Genomic DNA, 25,100 nt, shown 5'->3' with positions numbered 1-25,100 from the left:
AAGCTCACAGTCGTATCGTCACTTGCACGTTCGTACACAGGAAGGAGTCTGCATGGCGAGTCCCGGATTGAAAACAGCGGTCATGCTGAGTCTGTTCGCTTTGTTGAGCGCGTGCGGCGAGAAAAAGGCCCCCGCCGAATACCTGCCCCGGGTCTTCGTGCAGGAGGTCAACCCCGCCAATTACGCCGCCGCCGTGACTCTCACCGGCGACGTCCAGGCCCGCGTGCAGACAGAACTGTCGTTCCGGGTCGGCGGCAAGATCATCCAGCGCATGGTCGATGTCGGTGACCGCGTCTCGGCCAAACAAGTGCTGGCCAAGCTCGATCCGAAGGATTTGCAGACCAACGTCGATTCCGCACAGGCTCAGGTAGTGGCCGAGCAGGCTCGGGTCAAACAGAGCGCCGCCGCGTTCGTCCGCCAGCAGAAACTGTTGCCCAAGGGCTACACCAGCCAGAGCGAATACGATTCCGCGCAGGCTGCATTGCGCAGCAGCCAGAGTGCCTTGAGGGCAGCGCAGGCGCAGTTGGCCAATGCCAAGGATCAATTGAGCTACACCGCGCTGATCGCCGATGCGCCCGGCGTTATAACCGAGCGCCAGGCCGAAGTCGGCCAGGTGGTTCAGGCCACGGCGCCGATATTCAGTCTGGCCCGGGACGGTGACCGCGACGCCGTGTTCAACGTTTACGAATCCCTGCTGGCCGAGCGGCCGGCGGAGCGTTCGATCGTCGTCAGCCTGCTCGACAACCCCGCCATCAAGACCACCGGCACCGTGCGTGAAATCACCCCGGCGGTGTCCGCGCAGTCCGGCACGGTGCAGGTCAAGGTCAGCCTCGACAGCCTGCCGCAGGGGATGCAGCTGGGCTCGGTGGTGAGCGCCACGGCCAAGGGCACCGGCAAGTCGGCCGTTGAATTGCCCTGGTCGGCGCTGACCAAGAACGTCAACGATCCGGCCGTGTGGATGGTCGACGATAAAGGCGAAGCGCAGTTGCACAACGTCACCGTCAGCCGCTACCTGATCGGCAAGGTCATCATCAGCGAGGGCCTCAAGGGCGGGGAAAAAGTCATTGTCGCGGGTGGGCAGTTGCTGCATCCGGGCATGAAGGTCGAAATTGCCGAAAACACCTACAAGGATCTGCAACCGGGAGCACAGCCATGAAGCGTCTGGGGCTGTTATCCATTGGTGTGTTGCTGGCCGCCTGCTCGAAAAGCGAACCACCGCCGGAGCCGGTACGGCCAGTGTTGTCGGTCAAGGTCGAAGCCATGAGCGAGGAAAACCTCGGGCGTTTCGCCGGCAGCATTCAGGCGCGCTATGAAAGCAACACCGGTTTTCGTGTCGGCGGGCGTATTGCCAGCCGTAACGTCGATGTCGGCACCGAGGTGCAGAAGGGCACGCTGCTCGCCACCCTCGATCCGTCCGATCAGCAGAACCAGCTGCGTTCGGCCCAAGGGGACCTGGCCAAGGTTCAGGCTCAACTGATCAACGCCCAGGCCAATGCCCGCCGTCAGCAAGCGCTGTTCGACCGTGGCGTGGGGGCGCAGGCGCAACTGGACATTGCCATGACGGACCTGAAAACCACCCAGGCTTCGCTGGATCAGGCGCGGGCGGCGGTCAACCAGAGCAAGGATCAACTTGATTACACCCAGCTACGCTCCGACCACAAGGCGGTGGTCACCGCGTGGAACGCCGAGGCCGGGCAAGTGGTGACGGCGGGCCAGCAGGTGGTGACCCTGGCGCAACCGGATATCAAGGAAGCGGTGATCGATCTGCCGGACACCCTGGTCGATGAGATCCCGTCCGACGTGGTGTTTCTGGTGGCCGGGCAGCTCGACCCGAGCATCAACACCACGGCCACCCTGCGCGAGATCGAACCCCAGGCACAAAGTGCGACGCGCACCCGCCGCGCACGGTTGACCCTGGCCAATACGCCCGAAGGCTTTCGCCTCGGCACGGCGATCAGCGTCACCCTCAGCTCGGCGATCAAGCCGCGTATCGAATTGCCCGCCACAGCATTGCAGGAGGTCGACGGCAAACCGCGAATCTGGGTCATCGACACCCAAAGCAAAACCGTCAACCCGCGCGACGTCAGCGTGATCAGCCGCACCGACAGCAGTGTTGTACTTGCGGGGGGCGTGAAGAACGGCGAGCGTGTGGTCAGCGCCGGCGTCAACAGTCTCAAACCCGGACAATCCGTGAAACTTGACGAGGACAGTCAATGAAAGGCTCTTTCAATCTCTCCGAATGGGCCCTCAAGCATCAGTCTTTCGTCTGGTATCTGATGTTCGTCGCATTGCTCATGGGTGTGTTCTCCTACTTCAATCTGGGGCGCGAGGAAGACCCGTCGTTCACCATCAAGACCATGGTGATCCAGACCAAATGGCCGGGCGCGACCCAGGAGGAAACCCTCAAGCAGGTCACCGACCGCATCGAGAAAAAACTCGAAGAGCTCGACTCCCTCGACTACGTGAAAAGCTACACGCGCCCCGGCGAATCGACGGTGTACGTGTACCTGCGCGACACCACCAGCGCCAAGGACATTCCGGAAATCTGGTACCAGGTGCGCAAGAAGATCGACGATATCCGCGGGCAGTTTCCTCAAGGGATTCAGGGGCCGGGATTCAACGACGAGTTCGGTGACGTGTTCGGCTCGGTGTACGCCTTCACCGCCGACGGCCTGACCATGCGCCAGTTGCGCGATTACGTGGAACAGGCGCGGGCCGAGATCCGCAATGTCCCGGGGCTGGGCAAGATCGAAATGATCGGCCAGCAGGACGAAGTGATTTACCTGAACTTCTCGACCCGCAAACTCGCAGCGTTGGGCATCGATCAGCGTCAGGTGGTGCAGAGCCTGCAATCGCAGAACGCCGTGACTCCGGCCGGTGTGATCGAGGCGGGTCCGGAGCGGATTTCTGTGCGGACTTCGGGCCAGTTCGCTTCGGAGAAAGACCTGGCCGAGGTCAATCTCAAGCTCAACGACCGCTTCTATCGCCTGGCAGATGTTGCCGACATCACTCGCGGTTACACCGATCCGGCCACGCCGGAATTCCGTTTCGACGGCAAACCGGCGATCGGGCTGGCGATTGCCATGCAGAAGGGCGGCAACGTTCAGGAGTTCGGCAAAGCCCTGCACAAGCGCATCGATGAACTGACCGCGGATCTGCCGGTCGGCGTGGGTGTGCACACGGTGTCCGATCAGGCGGTGGTGGTGGAAGAAGCGGTCGGCGGCTTCACCAGTGCCTTGTTCGAAGCGGTGGTGATCGTGCTGGTGGTCAGCTTCATCAGCCTCGGTGTGCGCGCCGGGCTGGTGGTGGCGTGCTCGATCCCGCTGGTGCTGGCGATGGTGTTTGTGTTCATGGAGTACAGCGGCATCACCATGCAGCGGATTTCCCTTGGCGCTCTGATCATTGCCCTCGGCCTGTTGGTGGACGACGCGATGATCACCGTGGAAATGATGGTCACGCGCCTGGAAATGGGCGAGAGCAAGGAAGAGGCCGCGACATTCGCCTACACCTCGACCGCGTTCCCGATGCTCACCGGTACGCTGGTGACGGTCGCCGGTTTCGTCCCCATCGGCCTCAACGCCAGTTCTGCCGGCGAGTACACCTACACGCTGTTCGCGGTGATTGCCGTGGCGATGATCGTGTCCTGGATTGTGGCGGTGTTTTTCGCCCCGGTGATCGGCGTGCACATTCTCAGCACCAACGTGAAAGCCCATGAGGCTGAGCCGGGACGCGTTGGCCGTGCATTCAACGGCGGTTTGCTGTGGTGCATGCGCAATCGCTGGTGGGCCATCGGCATCACCGTGCTGTTGTTTGTGCTGGCGGTGTTCTGCATGCGATTTGTGCAGAATCAGTTCTTCCCGTCCTCGGATCGACCGGAAATCCTGGTCGACCTCAACCTGCCGCAAAACGCCTCGATCGACGAGACCCGCAAGGCCGTCGACAAGCTCGAGGCCACGCTCAAGGGCGACGCGGACATCGTGCGCTGGAGCACCTACATCGGTCAGGGCGCGATCCGTTTCTACCTGCCACTCGACCAGCAATTGCAGAACCCGTACTACGCGCAACTGGTGATCGTCAGCAAAGACTTTGAAGCCCGCGAGGCTTTGAGCCAACGCCTGCGCGAACGGCTGCACAAGGATTTCGTCGGCATCGGCAGCTACGTGCAGGCGCTGGAAATGGGCCCGCCGGTAGGGCGTCCGATCCAGTACCGGATCAGCGGCAAGGACATCGACCAGGTGCGCAAGCACGCCATCGACCTGGCGACTGAACTGGACAAGAACGAGCACATCGGCGAGATCATTTACGACTGGAACGAGCCGGGCAAGGTCCTGCGCATCGACATCGCTCAGGACAAGGCGCGCCAGCTCGGGCTGTCGTCCGAAGACGTGGCGAACCTGATGAACAGCATCGTCAGTGGTGCGCCGCTGACCCAGGTCAACGACGACATCTACCTGATCAACGTAGTCGGTCGCGCGGTGAGTTCGGAACGTGGTACGCCGGAAACCCTGCAGAACCTGCAGATCGTCACGCCCAACGGCACGTCGATTCCGCTGCTGGCCTTCGCCACGGTTCGTTATGAGCTGGAGCAGCCGCTGGTGTGGCGTCGTGACCGCTTGCCGACCATCACCATCAAGGCGTCGGTGCGTGACGAGATTCAGCCGACCGATCTGGTGAAACTGTTGAAGCCGTCCATCGACGCGTTCGCCGAAAAACTGCCCGTTGGCTACAAGGTCGCCACCGGCGGTACGGTCGAGGAGAGTGGCAAGGCCCAAGGGCCGATTGCGAAAGTGCTGCCGTTGATGCTGTTTTTGATGGCGACGTTCCTGATGATCCAGCTGCACAGCGTGCAGAAGCTGTTTCTGGTGGCCAGTGTCGCGCCGCTGGGACTGATCGGCGTGGTGCTGGCGCTGGTGCCGACCGGCACGCCAATGGGCTTCGTGGCGATCCTCGGGATTCTGGCGCTGATCGGCATCATCATCCGCAACTCGGTGATCCTTGTGACCCAGATCGACGAGTTCGAGCGCAAAGGCTACGCGCCATGGGATGCGGTGGTGGAAGCCACCGAACACCGACGGCGCCCGATCCTGCTCACCGCCGCGGCGGCGAGCATGGGCATGATCCCGATCGCCCGGGAAGTGTTCTGGGGGCCGATGGCCTACGCGATGATCGGCGGGATCGTGATTGCGACCCTGCTGACGCTGCTGTTCCTGCCGGCGCTGTACGTGGCCTGGTACAAGATTCGCGAGCCGAAGAAGGACGCTGCGTCATCGGCACAGTGAGTACGCCTGTTACATATTTGCGAAGGGTCTGACTTACAGCATCGGAGTATTCGGTTACCGTCCCTTCTCCTCCAGGAGAAGGGATGTCTGATGCTTACCGTTACCTTCTGGCTGCGCGTGTTATTGCTGATTGCCGGTTTGAGCCTGCCGTCCCCGTCACAGGCCGATACGGTATTGGAGAACCCGCTTTGGCGCGTGCAACTCGATCCGGCAACGCTGGCTGTTCGTATCACGCCTGCAAACGGTGCGACGGTGCAGGCCTCGGCGGGCGTTGCCGCGCATAAGGTCAGCCACTTGAGCAGACGGGGTGATCACATCGATTGGCAATGGGATGACGGAGCCTGGACCCTCAGTGCCGCGCTCGATCAACGTGATCTGTCCTTCTCGATCACGGCGCGTGAGCCCGCAGAACTGGAATTTTTGCGCCAACCCGCCAGCGCGATGGGCAAGGGACTGATCTGGCCCCTGGCCGAGGGGCACTATGTGCCGCGAGGCGATCGGGTGTGGCAGGCATTCCTTTTGAGTCAGGGCGAATTCAATACCACTCAGGATCTGAGTCTGCCGCTCTGGGGTGTTGAACAGGATGGCTTCAGCCTGCATTGGCTGATGACCAATCCCTTCAACAATCGGCTGTTGTTCAGTGCCCAGGGCAAGGCTTTGGCACTGTCCGCCCGGCATCACTTCACTTCGCTCGATCCGTCCGCGCCATTGACGTTCACGCTGTTTCTCGGGGCGGCGGACCCGCTGGCTGGCGCCAAACGCTACCGGCAATGGCTGATCGATAACGGTCGCTATGAAACGCTGAGCAGCAAATTCGAGAAAACGCCTCAGGCGAAGCGGCTGCCGGGCGCCAGTCATCTGTATCTTTGGGGCAACGATCTGCTGGGGGCCAAGGATGTGCGCAGCTGGCCCGTGCTGCTCGACACGTTGCGCGGCAGCGGCTCACTGGCCCGTGAGCTGAAAACGGGGATGGACCGTGAGGCGTTGCAGATACTTGCCACTGGCGGGGAGTTGAGCGGCTATCAGAAAAAAGTGCTTTTACGCAGTCTCAACCACGCCCTGAATACCCTTGCACGCAAGACCTGGCAGGCCCGAGCGGTGCCGGACATGCAGGCTCTCGTCAAAGGTTACGCTGAAGTACGCGCGAAAGTGGCAGCCGATCTCGGTGACGCATTGATTCCCGAGCCGGAGCGATGGGGCAGCACTCTGTCACTGGACACGATCAAGCAATTGCAGAACGCCGGACTGTCCCGTTTGTGGTTGGGACTTGGTGAGGGCTGGGAAGGCGGCCTCTGGCACCCCGAGACGATCAAGGCGGGCGTGGCGGCGGGCTATCTGATCGCGCCTTACGATTCCTATGAGACGGCGCTGAGCCGCAGTGAAAATCCTGACTGGACCACCGCACACCTGGGGGACAAGGCGAATCTTGAATGCGCAATCGTGAAGAGCGATGGAACGCTGAAAAGCGGCTTCCAGCAATCGGGGCATTACACCGATCCCCGGTGCGTGCGCCCACTGCTTGAGCGACGTGTGACGGCCATTCGGGATGCCGCCGGTTTCAATAGCTGGTTTCTCGATGCCTATGCCACCGGGATGCTGTTCGACAGCTACCGTCCCGGGGCAACGATGACCCAGGCACAGAATGCCGAGGGCAACATCGGAGCATCACGCTGGATCAATGAAGTGCTTAAGCTGCCTGCCGGTTCGGAGGATGGCAACGCAACGACCGCGCAAGGCGTGCTGTTCGCCCATGGAATGCAGACCCCGGTGATCGGTTGGGGCGACGTCGAAATGAGCAAGAACACCAAGTCCAGGTATTTTGCAGGCAAGTGGTATCCGCCTGAGCAGCCAGAGGTTTTCTTCAAACCTGTGCCGATCAAGGAATCTTTGCGGCGTATTCACTTTGATCCGGCCAGTCGTTTGCCGTTGTATCAGGCGGTGTTCCATGGCTCGGTCATCACGTCCCACCATTGGCTGTTCGATAGCCTGAAACTGACCAATGTACGGGCAGATAACGAACTCGCTCAGTTGCTCTACAACGTCGCGCCGCTGTATCACCTCAGTGCCGACACTCTGGCGCAACGAATACCGCTGATTGCCCGTCAGGATGCTTTTTTCCGTCCTTTGCATGAACGTCTGGCGCCACAGGCGCTCACCGGTTTCGAATGGTTGAGCGAAGATCGGCTGGTGCAGCAGACAGCCTTTGAAGACGGCACGCAATTGCTGGCCAATTTTGATGTGCAGGGGCGCGAAGTACAGGGGCTGACATTGCCCGCACGGAGCATCACTGTGCGCTCGCCCGAGCAAGCGCCAGCTTACTTTCAGGTTGAGACAGGGCCCTGAGTCTCAGGTCTTGCGCCAGACACTCGCCAGCCAGGGCTGCTGCTCACGCGGCAGCCCCGCTGGCCGGTAGTAATGCTCCAGCTCGACAAACCCGGCAGCGGTCAACAACCCGCGCCATGCTTGCAGATCGTGATACGAGCCATAACGCGGCCCGTTCCAGCCCTCACGGTTATCCCCGCGCGGATTGGAACTGAACAGCACGCCGCCCGGTTTCAATGTCCCGTGCAGTTGCTTCAAGACCCGGGGCAACTCCTGCAATGGCACATGAAACAGCACCGCGTTGGCGAAGATCCCGTCGAAGCGTTGTGCCGGCAGATCCAGCTTCAGAAAGTCCTGACACCATACTTCACAGCCACTGTCATCCCGCGCCATCTGCGCGAATTTCTCCGCGCCGTCGAGACCGACGGCGACGTGTCCCATCCGGGTGAATGTCTGCAAATCCCGCCCCGGCCCGCAGCCGAAATCGAGGATGGAAAACGGCGCGTCACCCTGGATGTGCCGCAACAGGGCGTCGATGTTCTGGCTGACATCGTGATCGCGGGTGCCTTCACGAAAATCCTCGGCCACCGAATTGTAGTGGCCGAGGGTGGTGGAGGTGATCTGCTCAAGGTCGAGAGGATTCTGTTTCATGGTCGGGCTGCGGTGGCAATCGGGTTATCGGAATATACGCCATGCGTGCGAGGCCTGTGAGACCAGGGATCCGCAATGAGGTCGGTGTCGATGTCATAACTATTTACCGCACGGCGTGTTCGCGCTGCTGCTGAAATAGCGCCCGTGCGATAGATGGCTGTCGCGTTGTCTGCCCTTTTCAATCAGGAGGGACTCACTTGGAAAAACAGGATTTCCCATGATCACGGGTCGCAAAACCACCGTTACCTCACCGCCCCCTCGTTCTGCGACGGACACGACCTTCAACCGCTTGCGGCCTGGCAGGACGCATTCGATCGACGAGCCTGCGGTGAAGGTGTCACGAGTTACACAACCAGTCGCCGACAGTCAGCCCGGGCTCCCGATATTTTCCGATCACATCACGACCAGTCCGCTGCCGCTTGTTGAAAGTGCTTCCATTCAATCGGTGCTGCCATCGCTGAACAACTATCGATTGTCACTTCCAGCTCAATTGCCAGCGGCCGACGCCAAGGGCATCAGGCACTTCAAGGGGCGCCAGTTCGTCGACATCGCACCGGGCGAAGTCGTGCAGATTCGGCAGGACGCGACAACAGGCGAGTATCGCGCCACTTTATCGTCCGAAGGGGTTGCATCAGGACCTGCGCTGGTACTCGATCGTCGGACGATGATCTGGAAGCCGGTGCACGCTTCGATTCTGTCCGACATCAGTAACGTCATGAACACCCGGACAGACGCGCCGGGAAAATTCTACGAGGGCCGCGATGACCGGTTCGAGCAACGGGTTTCCGAGTCCGTAACCATTGTCGCGCGCGGTCTGGGACAGTTTTCCCCCCAGCATTCAGCCATTTTGCGTTCGGAGCTTGGAAGGGCGCAGGGAATGTTCTCCGATGCAAAGGACTGCATCGGGGCGAACTATGTCGAGACCACAGAAGTATTGCAGGGGTACTTCGGTCAGCATTATGAGCTCGTCAGGGAGCGACTCGGCGATTGCCTGTCGCGGGGCGAGGCGCTGTCCAGGGAGTATCAGGGACCGTGGGGGCAGGACAAGTTCGTGGGCGTGGAGTTTGACCCGGATCGCAGGGCCCGGATGTTCACACTCGACTTCCATGGCCGGTTCTTCATCAGCCAGAATCTCATCGAGCCAGGGGGATTTGCGGCTGTTTTGGGCCACGAAATGATGCACACCAACCGGATCAATCGATTCAAGAGCGTAGGGCCCGGTGCAGTGGATTTCTTTTACCTGGATGTCCTGATGGGAAAAGCACTGGATCGTCCCGTCCCTGCCTACGACATTGCCGAGCGCGGTGTGTCCGAGGTCATCATGCAGGGTGGATTGACGGTGGCGTATCTGAACGGCTTCACGAGTGACCATGACAGCTTCATCGCTGGAGTCGCGCAGGCTTTGGGGGTTTCGGATGCGCTGGATGTTCAGAGTGCCGTTGAGCTGTTCAACGCCCATCCGACGGTGCGGACACAGATGGCTTCGAACAATGCCGACAGCATTGTTTATGCTGCGAAAAGCCTGCAGCAATTGCATCTGGCGAGAACGGCCGACAGCCGCTTGATGAGCAGTTTGTTGGTGAGCTGAACCCTTGGCCCGGCAAGGCGCGAAAGCGGACATTTCCGCTTTCGTGCGAGAAATCAGCGCTTGTTCAAACCCCGCGCCAGGCGATCGCCACCCAGCTGAATCACCGCCACCAGTGCCACCAGCAGCACGATCACGGTCAGCATGATCTGGCTGTCGAACCGCTGATAGCCGTAGCGATAGGCGATGTCGCCCAGGCCGCCGGCACCGATCGCCCCGGCCATGGCCGAGGAGTTGATCATCGTCACCAGGGTGATGGTGAAACCGCCGACGATCCCCGGCAGCGCCTCGGGCAGCAGCACATGCCAGACGATGTGCCAGCGCCGACAGCCCATGGCTTGCGCTGCTTCGATCAGGCCGTAGTCGACTTCACGCAGGCTCACTTCGGCGATCCGTGCAAAGAACGGCGTGGCCGCGATGGTCAACGGCACGACTGCCGCCCACACACCGTAGGTGGTGCCGACGATCAGCCGGGTGAACGGAATCAGCGCGACCATCAGGATCAGAAACGGGATCGAGCGAAACAGGTTCACGAACGCACCCAGCGCGCGATTGAGCACTGGCGCTTCGTAAATGCCGCCCTTGTCGCTGGTGACCAGAATCACTGCCATCGGAATCCCGACGAGCAACGCGATCAGCGACGACACGCCAACCATCAGAAACGTGTCGATAAAACCCTGCAGCAAGCGATCAAACCACATAACCCAGCACCTCCGTGCGTTGTGCCCATTGCCCGGCGCGCTCACGCAATTGCTCGGCATTCAGCTGCGAACCCGCGACCGCCAGCAGCAGTTGCCCGAGCGCATGGCCCTGAATCCGTTCCACGCCGCCCTGGAGCAATTTCACCCGGCCACCGAGCGCGGCGAACAGCGCGGCCAGATCCGGTTCGTCCTGTTGGCTGCCAGTGAACTGCAAGCGCAGCACCACGGCCGCATCGGGCGACGACGGTTGCGCCTGCAAACGGCTTTGCAATTCTTCGGGCAAGGCGTGTTGCAGCGGCGCGAGCAAGGTCTGGCTGACCTCGTGCTGTGGGTTGCCGAACACTTCCCAGACCGGGCCCTGCTCGACGATGCGGCCGTGTTCGAGCACGACGACGCGATCGCAGATCTCCCGGATTACTGCCATCTCGTGAGTGATCAGCACGATGGTCAGGCCCAGGCGTTTGTTGATCTCGCGCAGCAGGCCGAGGATCGACTGGGTGGTTTCCGGATCGAGGGCCGAGGTGGCTTCATCACACAACAGAATATCCGGGTCATGCACCAGCGCACGGGCGATGCCGACGCGCTGTTTCTGCCCGCCGGACAGCTGCGCCGGATAAGCCTTGTGCTTGGCTTGCAGGCCCACCAGTTCCAGCAGTTCGCGAACCTTTTTCTCCCGTTGTTCTTTCGGGACACCGGCGACTTTCAGCGGCAGTTCGACGTTCTGCCACACCGTTTTCGCCGACATCAGGTTGAAGTGCTGGAAGATCATGCCGATCCGCCGGCGCAGGGCGACGAGGCGATCCTCGTCGTATTCGCCGATGTCCGCCTGATCAATCAGCACCCGGCCCGAGGTCGGTTGTTCGAGGCGGTTGATGGTGCGGATCAGCGACGATTTGCCGGCGCCGCTGCGGCCGATGATGCCGAACACTTCACCGCGCTGGATCGCCAGGTCGATGCCTTGCAGGGCGGCGACCGGGCCTTGTTTGCCGTCGTAGGTCTTGCCGAGCCCGACGAAGCGCACATGAGCGCGGTTCAGTTCGGGATGCAGTTCGGTGCGCTGTGCCAGCGCGGGTGGCTCTGGAAGATCCAGTCGCCGTTGGATGGCCGCGGTCATCCTCAGCTTTCCCAACCGGCCTGGTAGAGCTTGCCGTGGGCCTTATCCAGTGCGGCGCGAACGGCCGGCGAATGCTGGTAGATGTCGACGAACTTGATCAGGCGCGGGTCGGTCTTGCTCTTCGGCTGGATCACGAACTGAATCACGTATTCCTTGTGGTCGAGGCCGTCGAACAGCAGCGCAGAGCCGGCATCGAAAGTCTTCGCCAGACGGATGTAGGCCGGGTAGCCCTGGACCAGATCGGCGTCATCGTAGGCGCGCACCAGTTGCACGGCTTCGACTTGCAGGATCTTGATCTTCTTCGGGTTGGCGACGATATCGTCTTCGGTGGCCTTGTAGCCGACCCCCGGCTTGAGGGTGATCAGACCGGCCTTGGCCAACAGTTGCAGGCCGCGTCCGCTGTTGATCGGGTCGTTGGCGATGGCGACGCTGGCGCCTTCCGGCAGCTCGTCGAAGCTTTTGTATTTCTTCGAGTACAGGCCGACGTTGTTGATGATCCCTGGCGCGAACGGCACCAGGTCGAAACCGGAGGCGGCCTTGGCGTTTTCCAGGAACGGGATGTGCTGGAAGTAGTTCACGTCAATGTCACCGGCGGCGAGGCTGACGTTCGGTGCGATCCAGTCGGTGAACTCCACCAGTTCGACTTTCAGGCCTTGTTTGGAGGCCTCTTCGACGGCGGCTTCCAGCGGAATCGCGAAGGCGGCGGTGGTGCCGATTTTCAACGGGGCATCTGCGGCGAACACCGCCGAGCTGAACAGGCCGAAGGCCAGGGCCAGTGCTTTGACTGGGTGGGACAGGAGCTTCTTGGTCATGGTGGTTTTCCAGTCAGTGAAATTAGCCTGATTCCCACGCCGAGCGTGGGAACGATGAGTGCCGGGGTTAGTGTCGGTAGTGGGCGCCGGTGTGTTGCTGCGGCAGGTGCGCTTCGCCGTGAAACAGTTTTTCCCGCAGGCTGCCGGTGTCGTACGCGGTCTTGTACGAGCCGCGCCGTTGCAGCTCCGGAATCACCAGATCGATGAAATCCACATAGCTTTCCGGGGTGACGATGCGGGTCAGGTTGAAGCCGTCGAGGCCGGTTTCGGCGATCCACGATTCCAGTTCATCCGCCACTTGCTGCGGTGAGCCGACCACGGTGATGTAGCGCCCGCCCAGAGCGTGCTGGTCGAGCAATTTGCGGCGGGTCCAGTCGTTGTTCTGCAGGTTCTTGGTGGCGGACTGGATCGCGTTGCTCTTCACGTACTGGATCGGTTCGTCGATTTCGTACTGGGAAAAGTCGATGCCAGTGGACGCCGAAAAATGCGCCACGCCCGCTTCGGCGCTGGCGTAGCTCAAGTATTCGGCATGCTTGGCCCAGGCCGCTTCCTCGGTCTCGCCGACGATCACATTGAGGCCCATGAACACCTTGATGTCCTCGGGATTGCGACCCGCTTCGACGGCGCTGGCGCGGACCTTGTCCACCTGCACTTTGGTCGACTGCTTGTTCTGGCCGCTGATGAACACGCACTCGGCATGACGCCCGGCGAACAGCAGACCGCGATCCGAACTGCCGGCCTGGAACAGCACCGGCGTGCGCTGCGGTGACGGTTCGCACAGGTGATAACCCTCGACCTGATAGAACTCGCCCTTGTGTTCGACCTTGTGCACCTTGTCCGGCTGCGCGTAGATCCGCTGCTGCGGATCGTTGAGCACCGCGCCGTTTTCCCAGCTGCCTTCCCAGAGTTTGTAGAGCACTTCGAGGTACTCGTCGGCCTGGTCGTAACGCCGGTCATGTTCGACCTGTTCACTGAGGCCCATGGCCTTGGCGGCGCTGTCCAGATAACCGGTGACGATGTTCCAGCCCACCCGTCCACGGCTCAGGTGATCGAGTGTCGACATGCGTCGGGCGAACAGATACGGCGGCTCGTAGGTGAGGTTGGCGGTCAGGCCGAAACCGAGGTTTTTGGTCACCGCGGACATCGCCGACACCAACAGCAGCGGATCGTTGACCGGTAGCTGAATCGACTCTTTCAGGGTGACGTCTACCGAGTTCTGATAGACGTCGTACACGCCGACGATGTCGGCGATGAACAGCCCGTCGAACAGCCCGCGCTCCAGCAACTGCGCCAGTTCGGTCCAGTATTCGATGGTCTTGTATCGGGTCGAGGTGTCGCGGGGATGGGTCCACAGCCCATGGTTGATGTGGCCGATGCAGTTCATGTTGAACGCATTGAGCAGGATCTTTTTCTTGCTCATCAGATGGTCCCTCGCAGCGGAGGGTTTTCATCGTTGAGGTAGTAATTGCCGACCGCGTGATATTTCCAGCGCACCGGGTCGTGCAGCGTATGTACCCGGGCGTTGCGCCAGTGACGGTCGAGGCCGTGCTCGATCAGGGTGGCCTGGCTGCCGGCCAGTTCGAACAGGGTGCTGCCGGCGGCCAGGGAGATTTCGGTGCTGATCGCCCGTGCTTCGGCGACGGCAATCGAGGCCGCTGCAACCGTCTCTGCGTTGGTCTCGGCCTGGGCAGCGTCGAGGAATTCGCCGGCACGTTCGAGCAGCGCTTCGGTGGCGTGCAGGCGGATGCTCAAGTGGCCGAAGCTCTTGAGGGTCAGCGGGTCTTCGGTGGCCTTGTCGTTGCCCGAATCGATCCATGGCCGGGTCTTGCTGCGCACGAAGTGCAGCGCATCTTCGTAGGCAGCGCGGGCGATGCCGGTGTCGATGGCGGCGTGAAGGATCTGCGCCAGCGGGCCGACCGGGGTCGGGCGCTCGAAAGCGCTCTGGAACGGGATGACATCTTCGGCGGCGACATACACGTCTTCGAACACCACTGAACCGCTGCCGGTGGTGCGCTGGCCGAAGCCGCTCCAGTCGTCGATCACGGTCAGGCCTTTGCTGTCGCGCGGGACGAAGGCCAGTTGCTGCACGCCGTTTTCATCGACCACGGACGTTGGAATGCGTTGGGCGTAAATCGCACCGGTCGCATAGAACTTGCGACCGTTGATGCGATAACCGCTGTCGTCACGTTCGAGGCGGGTGACCCGGTCGTGGGCGGTCCTGGTGCCCAGTTCTGCCAGGGCATTGCCGAAGCGCTGGCCGGCGAGGACTTCGGCGTACAGCCGTTGTTTCTGCTCGTGGCTGCCGTTCACCCGAAGCACTTCGAGGGCATAGAAATGGTTCTGTGGAATCTGCCCCAGCGAGCCATCGGCCCTGGCGATCAAAGCGATGACTTTGGCCAGGGTCACGTTGGACACACCGGCGCCACCGTACTCCTTGGGCACGCTGATGCCCCACAGGCCGGAGCGGGAAAACACGTCGAGTTCCGGCAGCGGCAGCCGGCGTTCGCGGTCGCGCAGGTTGCTGTCGCGCTGGAAATCTTCGGCCAGGTCGCTGGCGACGATCAGGGCTTGCTCGTCGCTGGTGATGAGCGCGACGGGATGGGAAAGAGTCATGTGTTTCTCCAGAGATCTGGTCAAAAGTGTTCGGGTCGTCAGATCCAGGAATGGCGAGCCGGCAACTTGCCGTTGAGGCGATAGGCGCCGACTGCGTGGTACTTCCAGCGCACCGGGTCGTGCAAGGTGTGCACCCGGGCATTGCGCCAGTGACGGTCGAGGTTGAATTCGGCGAGGGTGGCGCGGCTGCCGGCCAGCTCGAAGAGTTTTTCGCTGGCCAGCAGCGAGATCTCGGTGGTCAGCACCTTGGCTTCGGCCACGGCAATCGACGCGCGGGCGGCGGATTCGGCGGTCAGTGGCGAGGCGTGCACCTGATCCAGCACCTGCCCGGCCTTGCGCAACAGCGCTTCGGCAGCGTGCAGTTCGATTTTCAGTTTGCCGATGTCGGCGATCACGTAGAGGTCATCGCTGGCCCGTTCGACGTTGGCGTCGATCCACGGCCGGGCGCGGGTCTTGACGAATTCGATGGCATCATCGATGGCGCCACGGGCGATCCCGGCGTCGATCGCTGCCTGAATCAGCTGCGACACCGCGCCCTGGGTGTTGGGCTTTTCGTTGATCTTCCAGTTGTCCACCACGAGGCCGGCATCGACCCGCACGTTGTTCAACAGGATCGTGCCGCTGGCGGTGGTGCGCTGGCCGAAACCCGACCAGTCATCGACGATGCGCAATCCCGGCGTGCCGCGCCGGACGAAGGCCAGGACTTGCTTGCCGTCATCGTTGAGCGCCTTGACCGCGACCCAGTGGGCGAACAGGGCGCCGGTGGAATAGAACTTCTGGCCGTTGATCACGTAGTCATCGCCGTCAGCGGTGATGCGCGCCTTCAGTTCCAGGGTGTCCTTGGTGCCGCGTTCAGGCCCGGCGTTACCGATGCGCCAGCCTTCGAGCACGCTCTGCAGCAGATGCTTTTTCTGCTGCTCGGTGGCGCTGCCGAGGATCAGGTTGATGATGCCGAACTGGTTCTGCGGGATTTGTCCCAGCGCCGGGTCGGCCGCGGAAATGATCGCGAACACCTCGGCCAAAGTGACGAAGGAAACCTGCGGGCCGCCGTACTCGCGCGGAATCGCGATGCTGCCGAGGCCGCTGCGGGTGAACTGTTCGATTTCCGACCACGGCAGCTTGCGCTGGCGATCACGTTTGGCGGCCTGCACGCGGGCGACCTGCGCCAGCTCATGGGCGGCCTTGATGGCTTGAGCGTCGTTGCGCAGCACTTGCGCGGGCAACAACAGCGGGGCGATGTCCAGGTCACTCTGGACGTTTGCGTCTGCCAGACTGGACATCAGTGCCGCTCCTTGGCTGCACGCAATGCCCTGGCGATCTGCACTGGGGTGATTGTGTTCCGGACCATGCTACCTACCTCACATCTCATGAAAAACGCCGCAAAGGTGCGGCGAACGAAAGAATGTCCGGTGGTCCGGTGCATATACCCTAAGCGCGTATAAAATTTAAATAAACTAACTTTTAGGAATATGTATAGAAGGGGGCGTGGTCTGGCTGGTCAAGCGTGCGGCGACGAGGGACGGCGTCCCTCATCGACCGTTTTGGCTCATTTCTTTTGTGGCTCTGCCGCCTTCAGCGTTTCCTTGAGCGGCACCTTGAGGTAGGGATTCACGCAACCGATCTTCAGCGTTCGCGGCGGTGCCCAGCGCGAGTTGTTGCCGACCCGGTCGAGAATGCAGTAGGTCACGTCCAGCCGCAGATCCTCGCCGGCCTCGGTGATGACTGCCGGCGGCACCCAGACCTGAATCGGCTTGCCGATATCGGCCGGGGTGATGAGTGCCAGATCCATCCGTACATCGCCCCAGCGCAAGGTGATGGCATCGCCTTCGGCCATGTTCAGATACGGCTCGATGGTCAGTGGCACGCCGCGTCTGATCTGGTTTGCGTTGACGCCCTGACGGCGAATGGTCTCGGGCAGGGTCACGGGGGCCAGTTGCTGGTTTTCGTCACCGCACACCGCCGGTGGTTGCCCGCCGGGGCAGTCGAGCTTGGCTGTGACCCGCGCGGCTGCCGACAACGATGGGCCGTGACCTACCCGCATGACCCGATAGTGGATGCATGACGAGCCGCTGGCGATAAAACTCTCCGGCACTCGCAGGCTGACCGGGGTCGCGACGTCCTGCGCTGTCAGCATGTGAGAAGCGACGTAGCAGTTGTTCCAGAACAGTTCGATCAGGTCGCCCGTATCCATGTCCGGGTAGGGCGGCACATTGACCAGCAGCTGAGCCGCTGCCGCGAGGTTGATGCCGTTGTTCTGGGATGGCGCCAGGCTCGGCGCGGCCAGTTCGGGGATAGGCGAAGTGCGGGTCATGAAATCCTCTCCTTGAAGCCTTGCAGCGAAATCCGTTTCTGAAAGTTCAAATGGCCAGAATTGCCCGGTAATAAATACGGGGTCTTTCGGCCAATCGTTATTTGGTCTTTTTGATGTGGCGGGTTGCGATAAGTGACTAGATAAAAGTTCGCCGGAAGTTCTGTCAATGGACGGGGTTGGTTAATTGCAGAATTACGGATTTATCAGAATTCTCCTACAGTGGTAAAGCACTCTACCTATCTGGTATGGCGAATTGAACCACGGTATCTGCCGGGCTTTGCGTGCTCTGGCAGCTATTGGATCGCGCAGTGGGAAATTCGAGGGCGCGCACTTTAATCATGTCGAGTCTGTTGCAGGACGTATATATATATTCTGCAATCGCTTGATCAAGTTTTGTCGGGAGGTGTAAGTAGAACTTCCATCCATGGAAGTTTGTATTCCGGAAAGTTTACAGGTCAGCCGTTATTTCTGAACTTGCTGAGGAACTGTCGAGTGCGTTCTTCTTTCGGATTGGCGAACAACGCTTTCGCTTCACCTTGTTCGACGATCACGCCTTTATCGAAAAACACCACGCGGTTGGCCACATCACGGGCGAACGCCATTTCGTGGGTGACGATCACCATGGTGCGTTTCTCCTCTGCGAGGCCGCGGATGGTCGCCAGCACTTCACCTACCAGCTCCGGATCGAGGGCCGAGGTCGGCTCGTCGAACAGGATCACTTCCGGCTCCATCGCCAGCGCCCGGGCAATCGCCACGCGCTGTTGCTGGCCACCGGACAGGCGCCGTGGGTAGGCGTCTTCCTTGCCCGCCAGGCCAACCTTGGCCAGCAGCTTCTTGCCCAGGGCAATGGCTGCATCGCGGGGCGTCTTCTTGACCACGATCGGGCCTTCGATGACGTTTTCCAGGGCGGTGCGGTGCGGGAACAGGTTGAAGTTCTGGAACACGAAGCCCACATGCTGGCGCAGGTTGCGCACCAGGCTCTGCTGCTGGTTCAACGGGCGGCTGGTATCGATCTCGATCTCGCCGACCTTGATCCGGCCGCTGGTGGGTTCCTCGAGGAAGTTCAGACAGCGCAGGAATGTGGTCTTGCCCGAGCCGCTGGGGCCGATGATTGCCACGACCTCGCCTTCCTTCACCTCCAGATCAATGCCGTTGAGCACGACTTGACCCTTGAACTGCTTTGTCAGTTTTTCCACGACAATCATGGGGTCAGGACTCCTGGTCGTGCCGATTGACCCGCTCTTCCAACTTGTTCTGGAAGTGCGACAGCACCGTGGCCAGAATCCAGTAGATCAGCGCGGCGGCAAGATACATGGTGAAGACTTCGAAAGTCCGGGCGGTAATCAGCTGCGCCTGACGGAACAGCTCCGGCACCTGAATGGTGGCGGCCAGCGCGGTGTCCTTGACCAGCGAAATGAAGCTGTTGCCCAGCGGCGGCAAGGCCGTGCGCATCGCCTGCGGCAGGATGGCCCGGCGCAGGGTCTGCGCGCGGGTCATGCCGATGCTCGCGGCGGCTTCCCACTGGCCGCGTTCGATCGAACCGATCGCGGACCGCAGGATTTCACAGGCGTAGGCGGCCATGTTCAGCGAGAAACCGATCAGCGCCGCCGGCAGCGGGTCGAGTTCCATGCCCAATTGCGGCAAGCCGTAATAGATCACGAACAGTTGCACCAGCAACGGCGTGCCGCGAAAGAACGACACGTAGATGCGGGCCAGCCAGCTGACCGACTTGAAACGCGACAGGCGCATCAACGCCAGGCCAAAGCCCAGCAGCAGGCCGAAAAACATGCCGCCGAGGCTGAGGATTACCGTGTAGTACGCGCCCTTCAACAGGAAGGGCGCGGAGTCCAGTGCGAGTTGGAAAGCTTCTTCCATTATTGGGTGACGTCAGCGTTGAAGTATTTCGTGGACAGCTTCTCAAGGGTGCCGTCGGCACGCAGTTCGTCGAGGGCCTTGTTCACGGCGGCCAGCAGTTCAGGCTCGCCTTTGCGCAGGGCAATACCGGCTTCCTGACGCGAGAAGGCTTCACCGGCGGCGACGGTTTTCGGCGCTTTCTTGGCGTATTCCAGTGCGGCCAGACGGTCGATCAGGATCGCGTCGGTACGGCCGTTGTTCAGGTCGGCGAACTTGGTCGGATCATCGTCGTAGGTGCGCACGTCGGCACCCGGCACGTTGGCGCGGACCCACTGTTCGTAGTTGGTGCCCAGGCCCACGCCGACTTTCTTGCCGGACAGGTCAGCGGCGGATTTGATGTTCAGCGCGGCGGCCTTGTCTTTCAGTACCAGCGCCTGAATCCCGGAAACGGTGTACGGCTCGGAGAAGTCATACTTCTTCTTGCGCTCGTCGGAAATGGTCACCTGATTGACCACGACGTCCAGACGCTTGGATTCCAGGGCCGCGAGGATGCCGTCCCATTTGGTCGGCTGAATCTTGGCCTTCACGCCCAGCTTCTTGGCCAGAGCTTCGGACAGTTCGACTTCGAAACCCGACAGCTTGCCGTCGGCATCGACGAAGCTGAACGGTGGGTAAGTGCCTTCCAGGCCGACGTTGATAACGCCTTTGTCCTTGATCTGTTGCAGTTGTTCACCGGCAACGGCGCTGCTGATCAGACCGGCGCTCAGTGCCAGGCCCAGCGAACCTACCAGCAGATTTCGACGTAGTGCGGAAAGAATCATGACAAGCCCCTGTGTTTTCTTATGGAAGACGCTTAAGGAAAGTTGGCGAATCCGGGAATTGGACGACAGCGCTATCCTGCCTTAAAGCAGCTTATGCGTCTCTCGCGAAATTCGCCTGCGGCGAGACTATATGACGGTTCTTTTAGAATGGAAAATAATGAATTTTCCGTTTGTTATTCATCTGTGGAATATCTGTTTTTCGTATTCCGGGATGCATTCCCACGCAGCGCGTGGGAACGAGCGCGTCAGAGAAAATCCTTGTACGCGAACAACGCCGGGGCGCCGCCGGTGTGCAGGAAGATGATCGGGCCGTCGTCGAAACGCCCGCGACCGATGCCGTCGAGCAACCCGGCCATGGCCTTGCCGGTGTAGACCGGATCGAGCAGCACGGCGTCCTGGCTGGCCAGCAGTTTCACTGCCGACAGCGTTCCGGCATTCGGCTCGCCGTAACGCGGGCCGAAGTATTCGTCCCACAACTCGACCTTGAAGCTGTCCGGCAGCGCCACACCCAACAGATTGGCGGTGCGCTCGGCCAGGCCTTGGACTTTCGGGCGCTGATCTTCTTCGCTGCGCGAGACGGTCACGCCGATCACCGGCAGTTGCGGCAGGGCTTCGCTCAACGCCAGCGCCAGACCGCTGTGGGTACCGGCACTGCCCGAGGCCAGGACCACGGCGGAAAATTGCAGGCCGGTGTCCTTGATCTGCTCTGCCAGCTCCAGACCGGCGCGCACGTAACCCAGCGCGCCGAGGGCGTTGGAGCCGCCGATCGGCACCAGATACGGCTTCTTGCCGTTGCTGCGCAGGCGCACGGCAAGGGCGGCCAGTTGTTCGTCGGCGTTGTCGAGGTTGTCGACCAGCTCGACCTTGGTGTCGAACAGGTCCAGCAGCAGGCGGTTGCCGTTGCCGGTGTAGTTGCTGTCGTCGGTGCCCAGTGGATTTTCCAGCAGCGCTACGCAACCCAGGCCTAGCTTCGCGGCCAGCGCGGCAGTCTGGCGAACGTGGTTCGATTGCAGTGCACCAGCGGTGATCAGGGTATCGGCGCCTTGGGCGAGGGCATCGGCGGCGAGATATTCGAGCTTGCGCAACTTGTTGCCGCCCATGGCCAGCGGCGTCAGGTCGTCGCGTTTGATGTAGACATCGCGGCCGAGCCAGGTGGACAGACGCTCGAGCTTTTCCAGTGGGGTCGGTTGGCCGAGCAGGTCGAGGCGGTTGAAGCGTTGCAGCTGTTGTTTGATCGGTTGTGTGGACATGGTTCCGTACTGGCGGAGGAAGATCACCGGACTATAGGCACGCCGATTTACCGGGGCAACCGTCAATCGCTTATAGCCAAATGTGCTTAGTCCAGCACTATCGGTTCTTAATTCGCCCCGATGGGGTTGCCGTAAAGTAGTCGCCGTTGACGCGGCCAGACAGTCCGGCCGCCCGTGAGGAGTCTTTACCGTGAGCGAGCGTTCCAGCCATTGGCAATTGCAGACCATCGTCAGCCAGCTGCGTACCGCGCGGGATCAGTGGCGGGCACAAAATGGCCGTGCTTCCGGCGAGCAGGGCGGGCGCGAGTTGCCGTCCCGTGACGCGATGGCGCAGATCCTTGAAGCCCTGTGCGGGGCATTGTTCCCGATGCGACTGGGGCCGGTTGATCTGCGTGAGGAGAGCGAGGATTTCTACGTCGGCCACACCCTTGATGTCGCCTTGAATGCACTGCTGGCCCAGGCACGACTCGAACTGCGTTACGTCGCCCGTCACAGTGCCCAGGCCGACACTGAGGTCGAGGCGCAGGCGATCAGGATCATCCAGGATTTCGCCCTCGCATTGCCGGGCCTGCGCAGCTTGCTCGACACCGATGTGCTGGCCGCCTACCACGGCGACCCGGCGGCGCGCAGCGTCGATGAAGTGCTGCTGTGCTATCCGGGGATTCTGGCGGTGATTCACCATCGTCTGGCCCACCATTTGTACCGCGCAGGCCTGCCGCTGCTGGCGCGGATCAGCTCGGAAATCGCCCACTCGGCGACCGGCATCGATATTCATCCGGGCGCGCAGATCGGCCGCAGTTTCTTCATCGACCACGGGACGGGTGTGGTGATCGGCGAGACCGCGATCATCGGCGAGCGCGTCAGGATTTATCAGGCGGTGACCCTCGGCGCCAAGCGCTTCCCGGCGGACGAGGACGGCCAGTTGCAGAAAGGCCATCCACGCCACCCGATCGTCGAGGACGACGTGGTGATATACGCCGGGGCGACGATTCTCGGGCGGATCACCATCGGCAAGGGTTCGACCATCGGCGGCAACGTGTGGCTGACCCGCAGCGTGCCGGCCGGGTGCAACCTGACCCAAGCCAATCTGCAGCATGACGACGGGACGCAGAAGTAACGATTACACCTGATCGTTCCCACGCTCTGCGTGGGAACGCCTCCAGGGTCGCTCCGCGTTCCGGACGTCCCCCGAATTACAGAGTGGCCTGCAATATGACGCGGAGCGTCAAGGGCGGCATTCCCACGCAGAGCGTGGGAACGATCACTTGGGAACGATCGTCCTCGCCACAGCGTCATACCCCCTCTTGAGCTAGCGTACGAAAGGTACCGCTGAGCCCTGCGATTAGTCCTTGGCGCGCTATCCATGTTTAACTTGAACGTTCATTCAAGTTAAACCGGCGGTTCGCTGCCCGCTCACAACAGGAGGCTTGCCTTTGCTGAGTCCGATCATTTCAGCCATTTTCCAACCCCTTGAGGTGCACCGTTCATGAGTGCATCGTCTACCCCCGCCAGCGGTCTGGTGCGCATGAATCCGCCGGTGTTCTGGTTCGCCGCGACGGTGATCCTGCTGTTCGGCCTGACACTCATCGCCATGCCGGAACAGGCCGGCGCCTGGCTTCTCGAAGCGCAAAACTGGGCGGCCAACACGGTCGGCTGGTACTACATGCTCGCCATGACCCTGTATCTGATCTTCGTGGTGGTTACCGCGTTGTCGGGCTACGGCAAGATCAAACTCGGTGCCGACCACGACGAACCCGAATTCAGTTACCTGTCCTGGGCCGGCATGCTGTTCGCCGCCGGGATCAGCATCACGCTGTTTTTCTTCTGCGTGTCCGAACCGCTGACCCACATGCTTCAGCCGCCGCAAGGCGAGGCCGGCACGGCGGACGCGGCGCGTCAGGCGATGCAGATTCTGTTTCTACACTGGGGCCTGCACGGCTGGGGCGTGTTCGCTTTCGTCGGCATGGCGCTGGCGTATTTCGCTTATCGGCACAACCTGCCACTGGCCCTGCGTTCGGCGCTGTATCCGCTGATCGGCAAACGCATCAACGGCCCCATCGGCTACGCGGTGGACGGCTTCGGCATCATCGCCACGGTGTTCGGCCTCGGTGCGGACATGGGCTTCGGCGTGCTCCATCTCAACTCCGGTCTGGACTACCTGTTCGGCATCGCCCACACCCAGTGGATTCAGGTCGGCCTGATCACGCTGATGATGGGCGCGGCGATCATCGTCGCCGTCTCGGGTGTGGATAAAGGCGTGCGGGTCATGTCCGACATCAACATGCTGCTGGCCTGCGCGCTGCTGCTGTTCGTGTTGTTCGCCGGCCCCACCCAGCATTTGCTCAACACCCTGATCCAGAACCTTGGCGACTACCTCGGCGCGTTGCCGATGAAGAGTTTCGACCTCTACGCCTACGACAAACCGAGCGACTGGCTCGGCGGCTGGACGGTGTTCTACTGGGCCTGGTGGATTGCATGGTCGCCGTTCGTGGGCCTGTTCATCGCACGGATTTCCCGTGGCCGGACCATCCGCGAATTCGTCTTCGGCGTGCTGCTGATTCCGCTCGGTTTCACCCTGGCGTGGATGTCGATCTTCGGCAACAGCGCCATCGACCAGGTGCTCAATCACGGTATGTCAGCATTGGGCATGTCGGCCCTCGACAACCCGTCGATGACCCTTTACCTGCTGCTGGAAACCTACCCGTGGAGCAAAACCGTCATCGCGGTAACGGTGTTCATCAGCTTCGTGTTCTTCGTCACCTCCGCCGACTCCGGCACCGTGGTGCTCTCGACCCTGTCGGCCAAGGGCGGCAACCCGGATGAAGACGGGCCGAAATGGCTGCGGGTGTTCTGGGGCGCGATGACCGCGCTGGTGACCAGTGCACTGTTGTTCTCCGGCAGCATCGATGCGTTGAAGTCGGCGGTGGTGCTGACCTCGTTGCCGTTCTCGATGATCTTGCTGCTGATGATGTGGGGCCTGCACAAGGCGTTCTATCTGGAGTCGCAGAAGCAGATCGCGCAACTGCATTCCCTGGCGCCGGTCTCCGGTTCACGGCGTGGCAAGGGCGGCTGGCGTCAGCGTTTGAGCCAGGCTGTGCACTTCCCGTCGCGCGACGAGGTGTACCGCTTCATGGACACCACGGTGAAACCGGCCATCGAAGAAGTGACGGCCGTGTTCGCCGAGAAAGGCCTGAACGTGGTCACCCAACCGGACCCGGCACACGACAGCGTCAGCCTGGAAATCGGTCACGGCGAGCAGCATCCGTTCATCTATCAGGTGCAGATGCGCGGCTACTTCACGCCGTCGTTCGCCCGTGGCGGCATGGGTTCCAAGCAGCTCAACAATCGCCGCTACTACCGTGCCGAGGTGCACTTGAGCGAGGGCAGTCAGGACTACGATCTGGTCGGTTACACGAAAGAGCAGATCATCAACGACATCCTCGACCAGTACGAACGGCACATGCAGTTCCTGCATCTGGTACGTTGATCGGGGCAGGGCGCCGGGACGATTCAGGTCTCGGCGCTCAGCACCATGAACAACACCATCGCCGCCAGCGGCACGCCATACACGGCGCTGCCGATCGCAATTTCCGACCCCAACGGCTGCCCGGCGTGGACCACGCCGACCGCACCATTGATCACCGTCAACGCCAGCCACAACGCCGCGAAACCATAGGCCAGCGTCTGCCGACTGAAGCCGATGCGCTCGCCGATGTAAAACATCAGCGCCAGCAGGATCAGGCCGAAGAAGATGATGATTGCGGTGTGCATGGGGAGGCCTGCGGCA

20 protein-coding genes are annotated in these 25,100 nt (G+C 61.3%); 7 read left to right on the top strand and 13 right to left on the bottom strand.

Features of this window, described 5'->3' with window-relative positions; all coding sequences use genetic code 11:
• Window positions 1-52 precede the first annotated feature (52 nt).
• The 4 genes from ACM6JM_RS02415 (at window position 53) to ACM6JM_RS02400 (ending at window position 7,622) form a co-directional block, all read left to right on the top strand.
• Complete coding sequence (locus tag ACM6JM_RS02415) at window positions 53-1,156, top strand: efflux RND transporter periplasmic adaptor subunit (RefSeq protein ID WP_414881260.1); 1,104 nt, start codon at window positions 53-55, stop codon at window positions 1,154-1,156.
• Window positions 1,153-2,217 (top strand): efflux RND transporter periplasmic adaptor subunit, encoded by a 1,065-nt coding sequence (locus ACM6JM_RS02410; RefSeq protein ID WP_414881258.1) that lies wholly within the window; start codon window positions 1,153-1,155, stop codon window positions 2,215-2,217. The genes ACM6JM_RS02415 and ACM6JM_RS02410 overlap by 4 nt, the downstream gene beginning before the upstream one ends.
• The gene (locus ACM6JM_RS02405) at window positions 2,214-5,279 is read left to right on the top strand and encodes an efflux RND transporter permease subunit (protein ID WP_414881256.1); all 3,066 of its coding nucleotides are present in this window, start codon (window positions 2,214-2,216) and stop codon (window positions 5,277-5,279) included. The genes ACM6JM_RS02410 and ACM6JM_RS02405 overlap by 4 nt, the downstream gene beginning before the upstream one ends.
• A gap of 90 nt (window positions 5,280-5,369) precedes the next feature.
• The gene (locus ACM6JM_RS02400; RefSeq protein ID WP_414881254.1) at window positions 5,370-7,622 is read left to right on the top strand and encodes a glycoside hydrolase; all 2,253 of its coding nucleotides are present in this window, start codon (window positions 5,370-5,372) and stop codon (window positions 7,620-7,622) included.
• 3 nt (window positions 7,623-7,625) lie between these two features.
• Here the strand turns inward: ACM6JM_RS02400 and ACM6JM_RS02395 are convergent, their stop codons facing one another.
• Window positions 7,626-8,252, bottom strand: coding sequence for a class I SAM-dependent methyltransferase (locus tag ACM6JM_RS02395; protein WP_414881253.1), 627 nt, complete (start codon window positions 8,250-8,252; stop codon window positions 7,626-7,628).
• Window positions 8,253-8,469: 217 nt separating this feature from the next.
• Between ACM6JM_RS02395 and ACM6JM_RS02390 the strand changes: the two genes are divergently transcribed.
• Window positions 8,470-9,840, top strand: a complete 1,371-nt coding sequence (locus tag ACM6JM_RS02390; RefSeq protein WP_414881251.1) for a hypothetical protein — start codon at window positions 8,470-8,472, stop codon at window positions 9,838-9,840.
• Between the two features lie 53 nt (window positions 9,841-9,893).
• Here the strand turns inward: ACM6JM_RS02390 and ACM6JM_RS02385 are convergent, their stop codons facing one another.
• The 11 genes from ACM6JM_RS02385 to ACM6JM_RS02335 form a co-directional block, all read right to left on the bottom strand.
• Entirely contained in the window at window positions 9,894-10,538 is a 645-nt protein-coding gene (locus tag ACM6JM_RS02385) for a methionine ABC transporter permease (protein WP_039764534.1), read from the bottom strand.
• The gene (locus tag ACM6JM_RS02380; protein WP_414881249.1) at window positions 10,528-11,652 is read right to left on the bottom strand and encodes a methionine ABC transporter ATP-binding protein; all 1,125 of its coding nucleotides are present in this window, start codon (window positions 11,650-11,652) and stop codon (window positions 10,528-10,530) included. The genes ACM6JM_RS02385 and ACM6JM_RS02380 overlap by 11 nt, the downstream gene beginning before the upstream one ends.
• A gap of 2 nt (window positions 11,653-11,654) precedes the next feature.
• Window positions 11,655-12,464, bottom strand: a complete 810-nt coding sequence (locus ACM6JM_RS02375) for a MetQ/NlpA family ABC transporter substrate-binding protein (RefSeq protein WP_007952748.1) — start codon at window positions 12,462-12,464, stop codon at window positions 11,655-11,657.
• A gap of 67 nt (window positions 12,465-12,531) precedes the next feature.
• A complete protein-coding gene (locus ACM6JM_RS02370) occupies window positions 12,532-13,884 on the bottom strand; it encodes an LLM class flavin-dependent oxidoreductase (RefSeq protein WP_074689426.1) in 1,353 nt (450 codons plus the stop codon).
• On the bottom strand, window positions 13,884-15,077 hold the full coding sequence (locus tag ACM6JM_RS02365) for an SfnB family sulfur acquisition oxidoreductase (RefSeq protein ID WP_210710038.1): 1,194 nt from the start codon (window positions 15,075-15,077) through the stop codon (window positions 13,884-13,886). The genes ACM6JM_RS02370 and ACM6JM_RS02365 overlap by 1 nt, the downstream gene beginning before the upstream one ends.
• A gap of 38 nt (window positions 15,078-15,115) precedes the next feature.
• Window positions 15,116-16,357, bottom strand: coding sequence for an SfnB family sulfur acquisition oxidoreductase (locus ACM6JM_RS02360; protein ID WP_414881247.1), 1,242 nt, complete (start codon window positions 16,355-16,357; stop codon window positions 15,116-15,118).
• A 266-nt stretch (window positions 16,358-16,623) separates the two neighbouring features.
• A complete protein-coding gene (locus tag ACM6JM_RS02355) occupies window positions 16,624-17,388 on the bottom strand; it encodes a hypothetical protein (RefSeq protein ID WP_414881246.1) in 765 nt (254 codons plus the stop codon).
• A 455-nt stretch (window positions 17,389-17,843) separates the two neighbouring features.
• The gene (gene tcyN / locus ACM6JM_RS02350; RefSeq protein WP_064382730.1) at window positions 17,844-18,593 is read right to left on the bottom strand and encodes an L-cystine ABC transporter ATP-binding protein TcyN; all 750 of its coding nucleotides are present in this window, start codon (window positions 18,591-18,593) and stop codon (window positions 17,844-17,846) included.
• Between the two features lie 4 nt (window positions 18,594-18,597).
• On the bottom strand, window positions 18,598-19,263 hold the full coding sequence (gene tcyL / locus ACM6JM_RS02345; protein ID WP_007952735.1) for a cystine ABC transporter permease: 666 nt from the start codon (window positions 19,261-19,263) through the stop codon (window positions 18,598-18,600).
• Window positions 19,263-20,063: a cystine ABC transporter substrate-binding protein gene (tcyJ, locus tag ACM6JM_RS02340; RefSeq protein WP_064592710.1), complete on the bottom strand. Its 801-nt coding sequence runs from the start codon at window positions 20,061-20,063 to the stop codon at window positions 19,263-19,265. Before tcyJ ends, tcyL begins: the two co-directional genes overlap by 1 nt.
• A 245-nt stretch (window positions 20,064-20,308) precedes the next feature.
• On the bottom strand, window positions 20,309-21,313 hold the full coding sequence (locus ACM6JM_RS02335; protein WP_039764555.1) for a D-cysteine desulfhydrase: 1,005 nt from the start codon (window positions 21,311-21,313) through the stop codon (window positions 20,309-20,311).
• 190 nt (window positions 21,314-21,503) lie between these two features.
• Between ACM6JM_RS02335 and epsC the strand changes: the two genes are divergently transcribed.
• A complete protein-coding gene (gene epsC / locus ACM6JM_RS02330) occupies window positions 21,504-22,430 on the top strand; it encodes a serine O-acetyltransferase EpsC (protein ID WP_007952730.1) in 927 nt (308 codons plus the stop codon).
• Between the two features lie 408 nt (window positions 22,431-22,838).
• The gene (gene betT / locus ACM6JM_RS02325; protein WP_414881308.1) at window positions 22,839-24,800 is read left to right on the top strand and encodes a choline transporter BetT; all 1,962 of its coding nucleotides are present in this window, start codon (window positions 22,839-22,841) and stop codon (window positions 24,798-24,800) included.
• A 23-nt stretch (window positions 24,801-24,823) separates the two neighbouring features.
• Here the strand turns inward: betT and ACM6JM_RS02320 are convergent, their stop codons facing one another.
• Window positions 24,824-25,084 carry a hypothetical protein gene (locus tag ACM6JM_RS02320; RefSeq protein WP_007952727.1) on the bottom strand — a complete coding sequence of 87 codons (261 nt, stop codon included), beginning with the start codon at window positions 25,082-25,084 and terminating at the stop codon, window positions 24,824-24,826.
• Window positions 25,085-25,100: the final 16 nt, after the last annotated feature.

Origin of the sequence: Pseudomonas sp. IT-P2 (assembly GCF_949767575.1) — a bacterium.
In the GTDB taxonomy this organism is placed as follows: Bacteria; Pseudomonadota; Gammaproteobacteria; order Pseudomonadales; family Pseudomonadaceae; genus Aquipseudomonas; species Aquipseudomonas pharyngis.
This window is presented reverse-complemented; position numbering and strand designations above follow the sequence as displayed.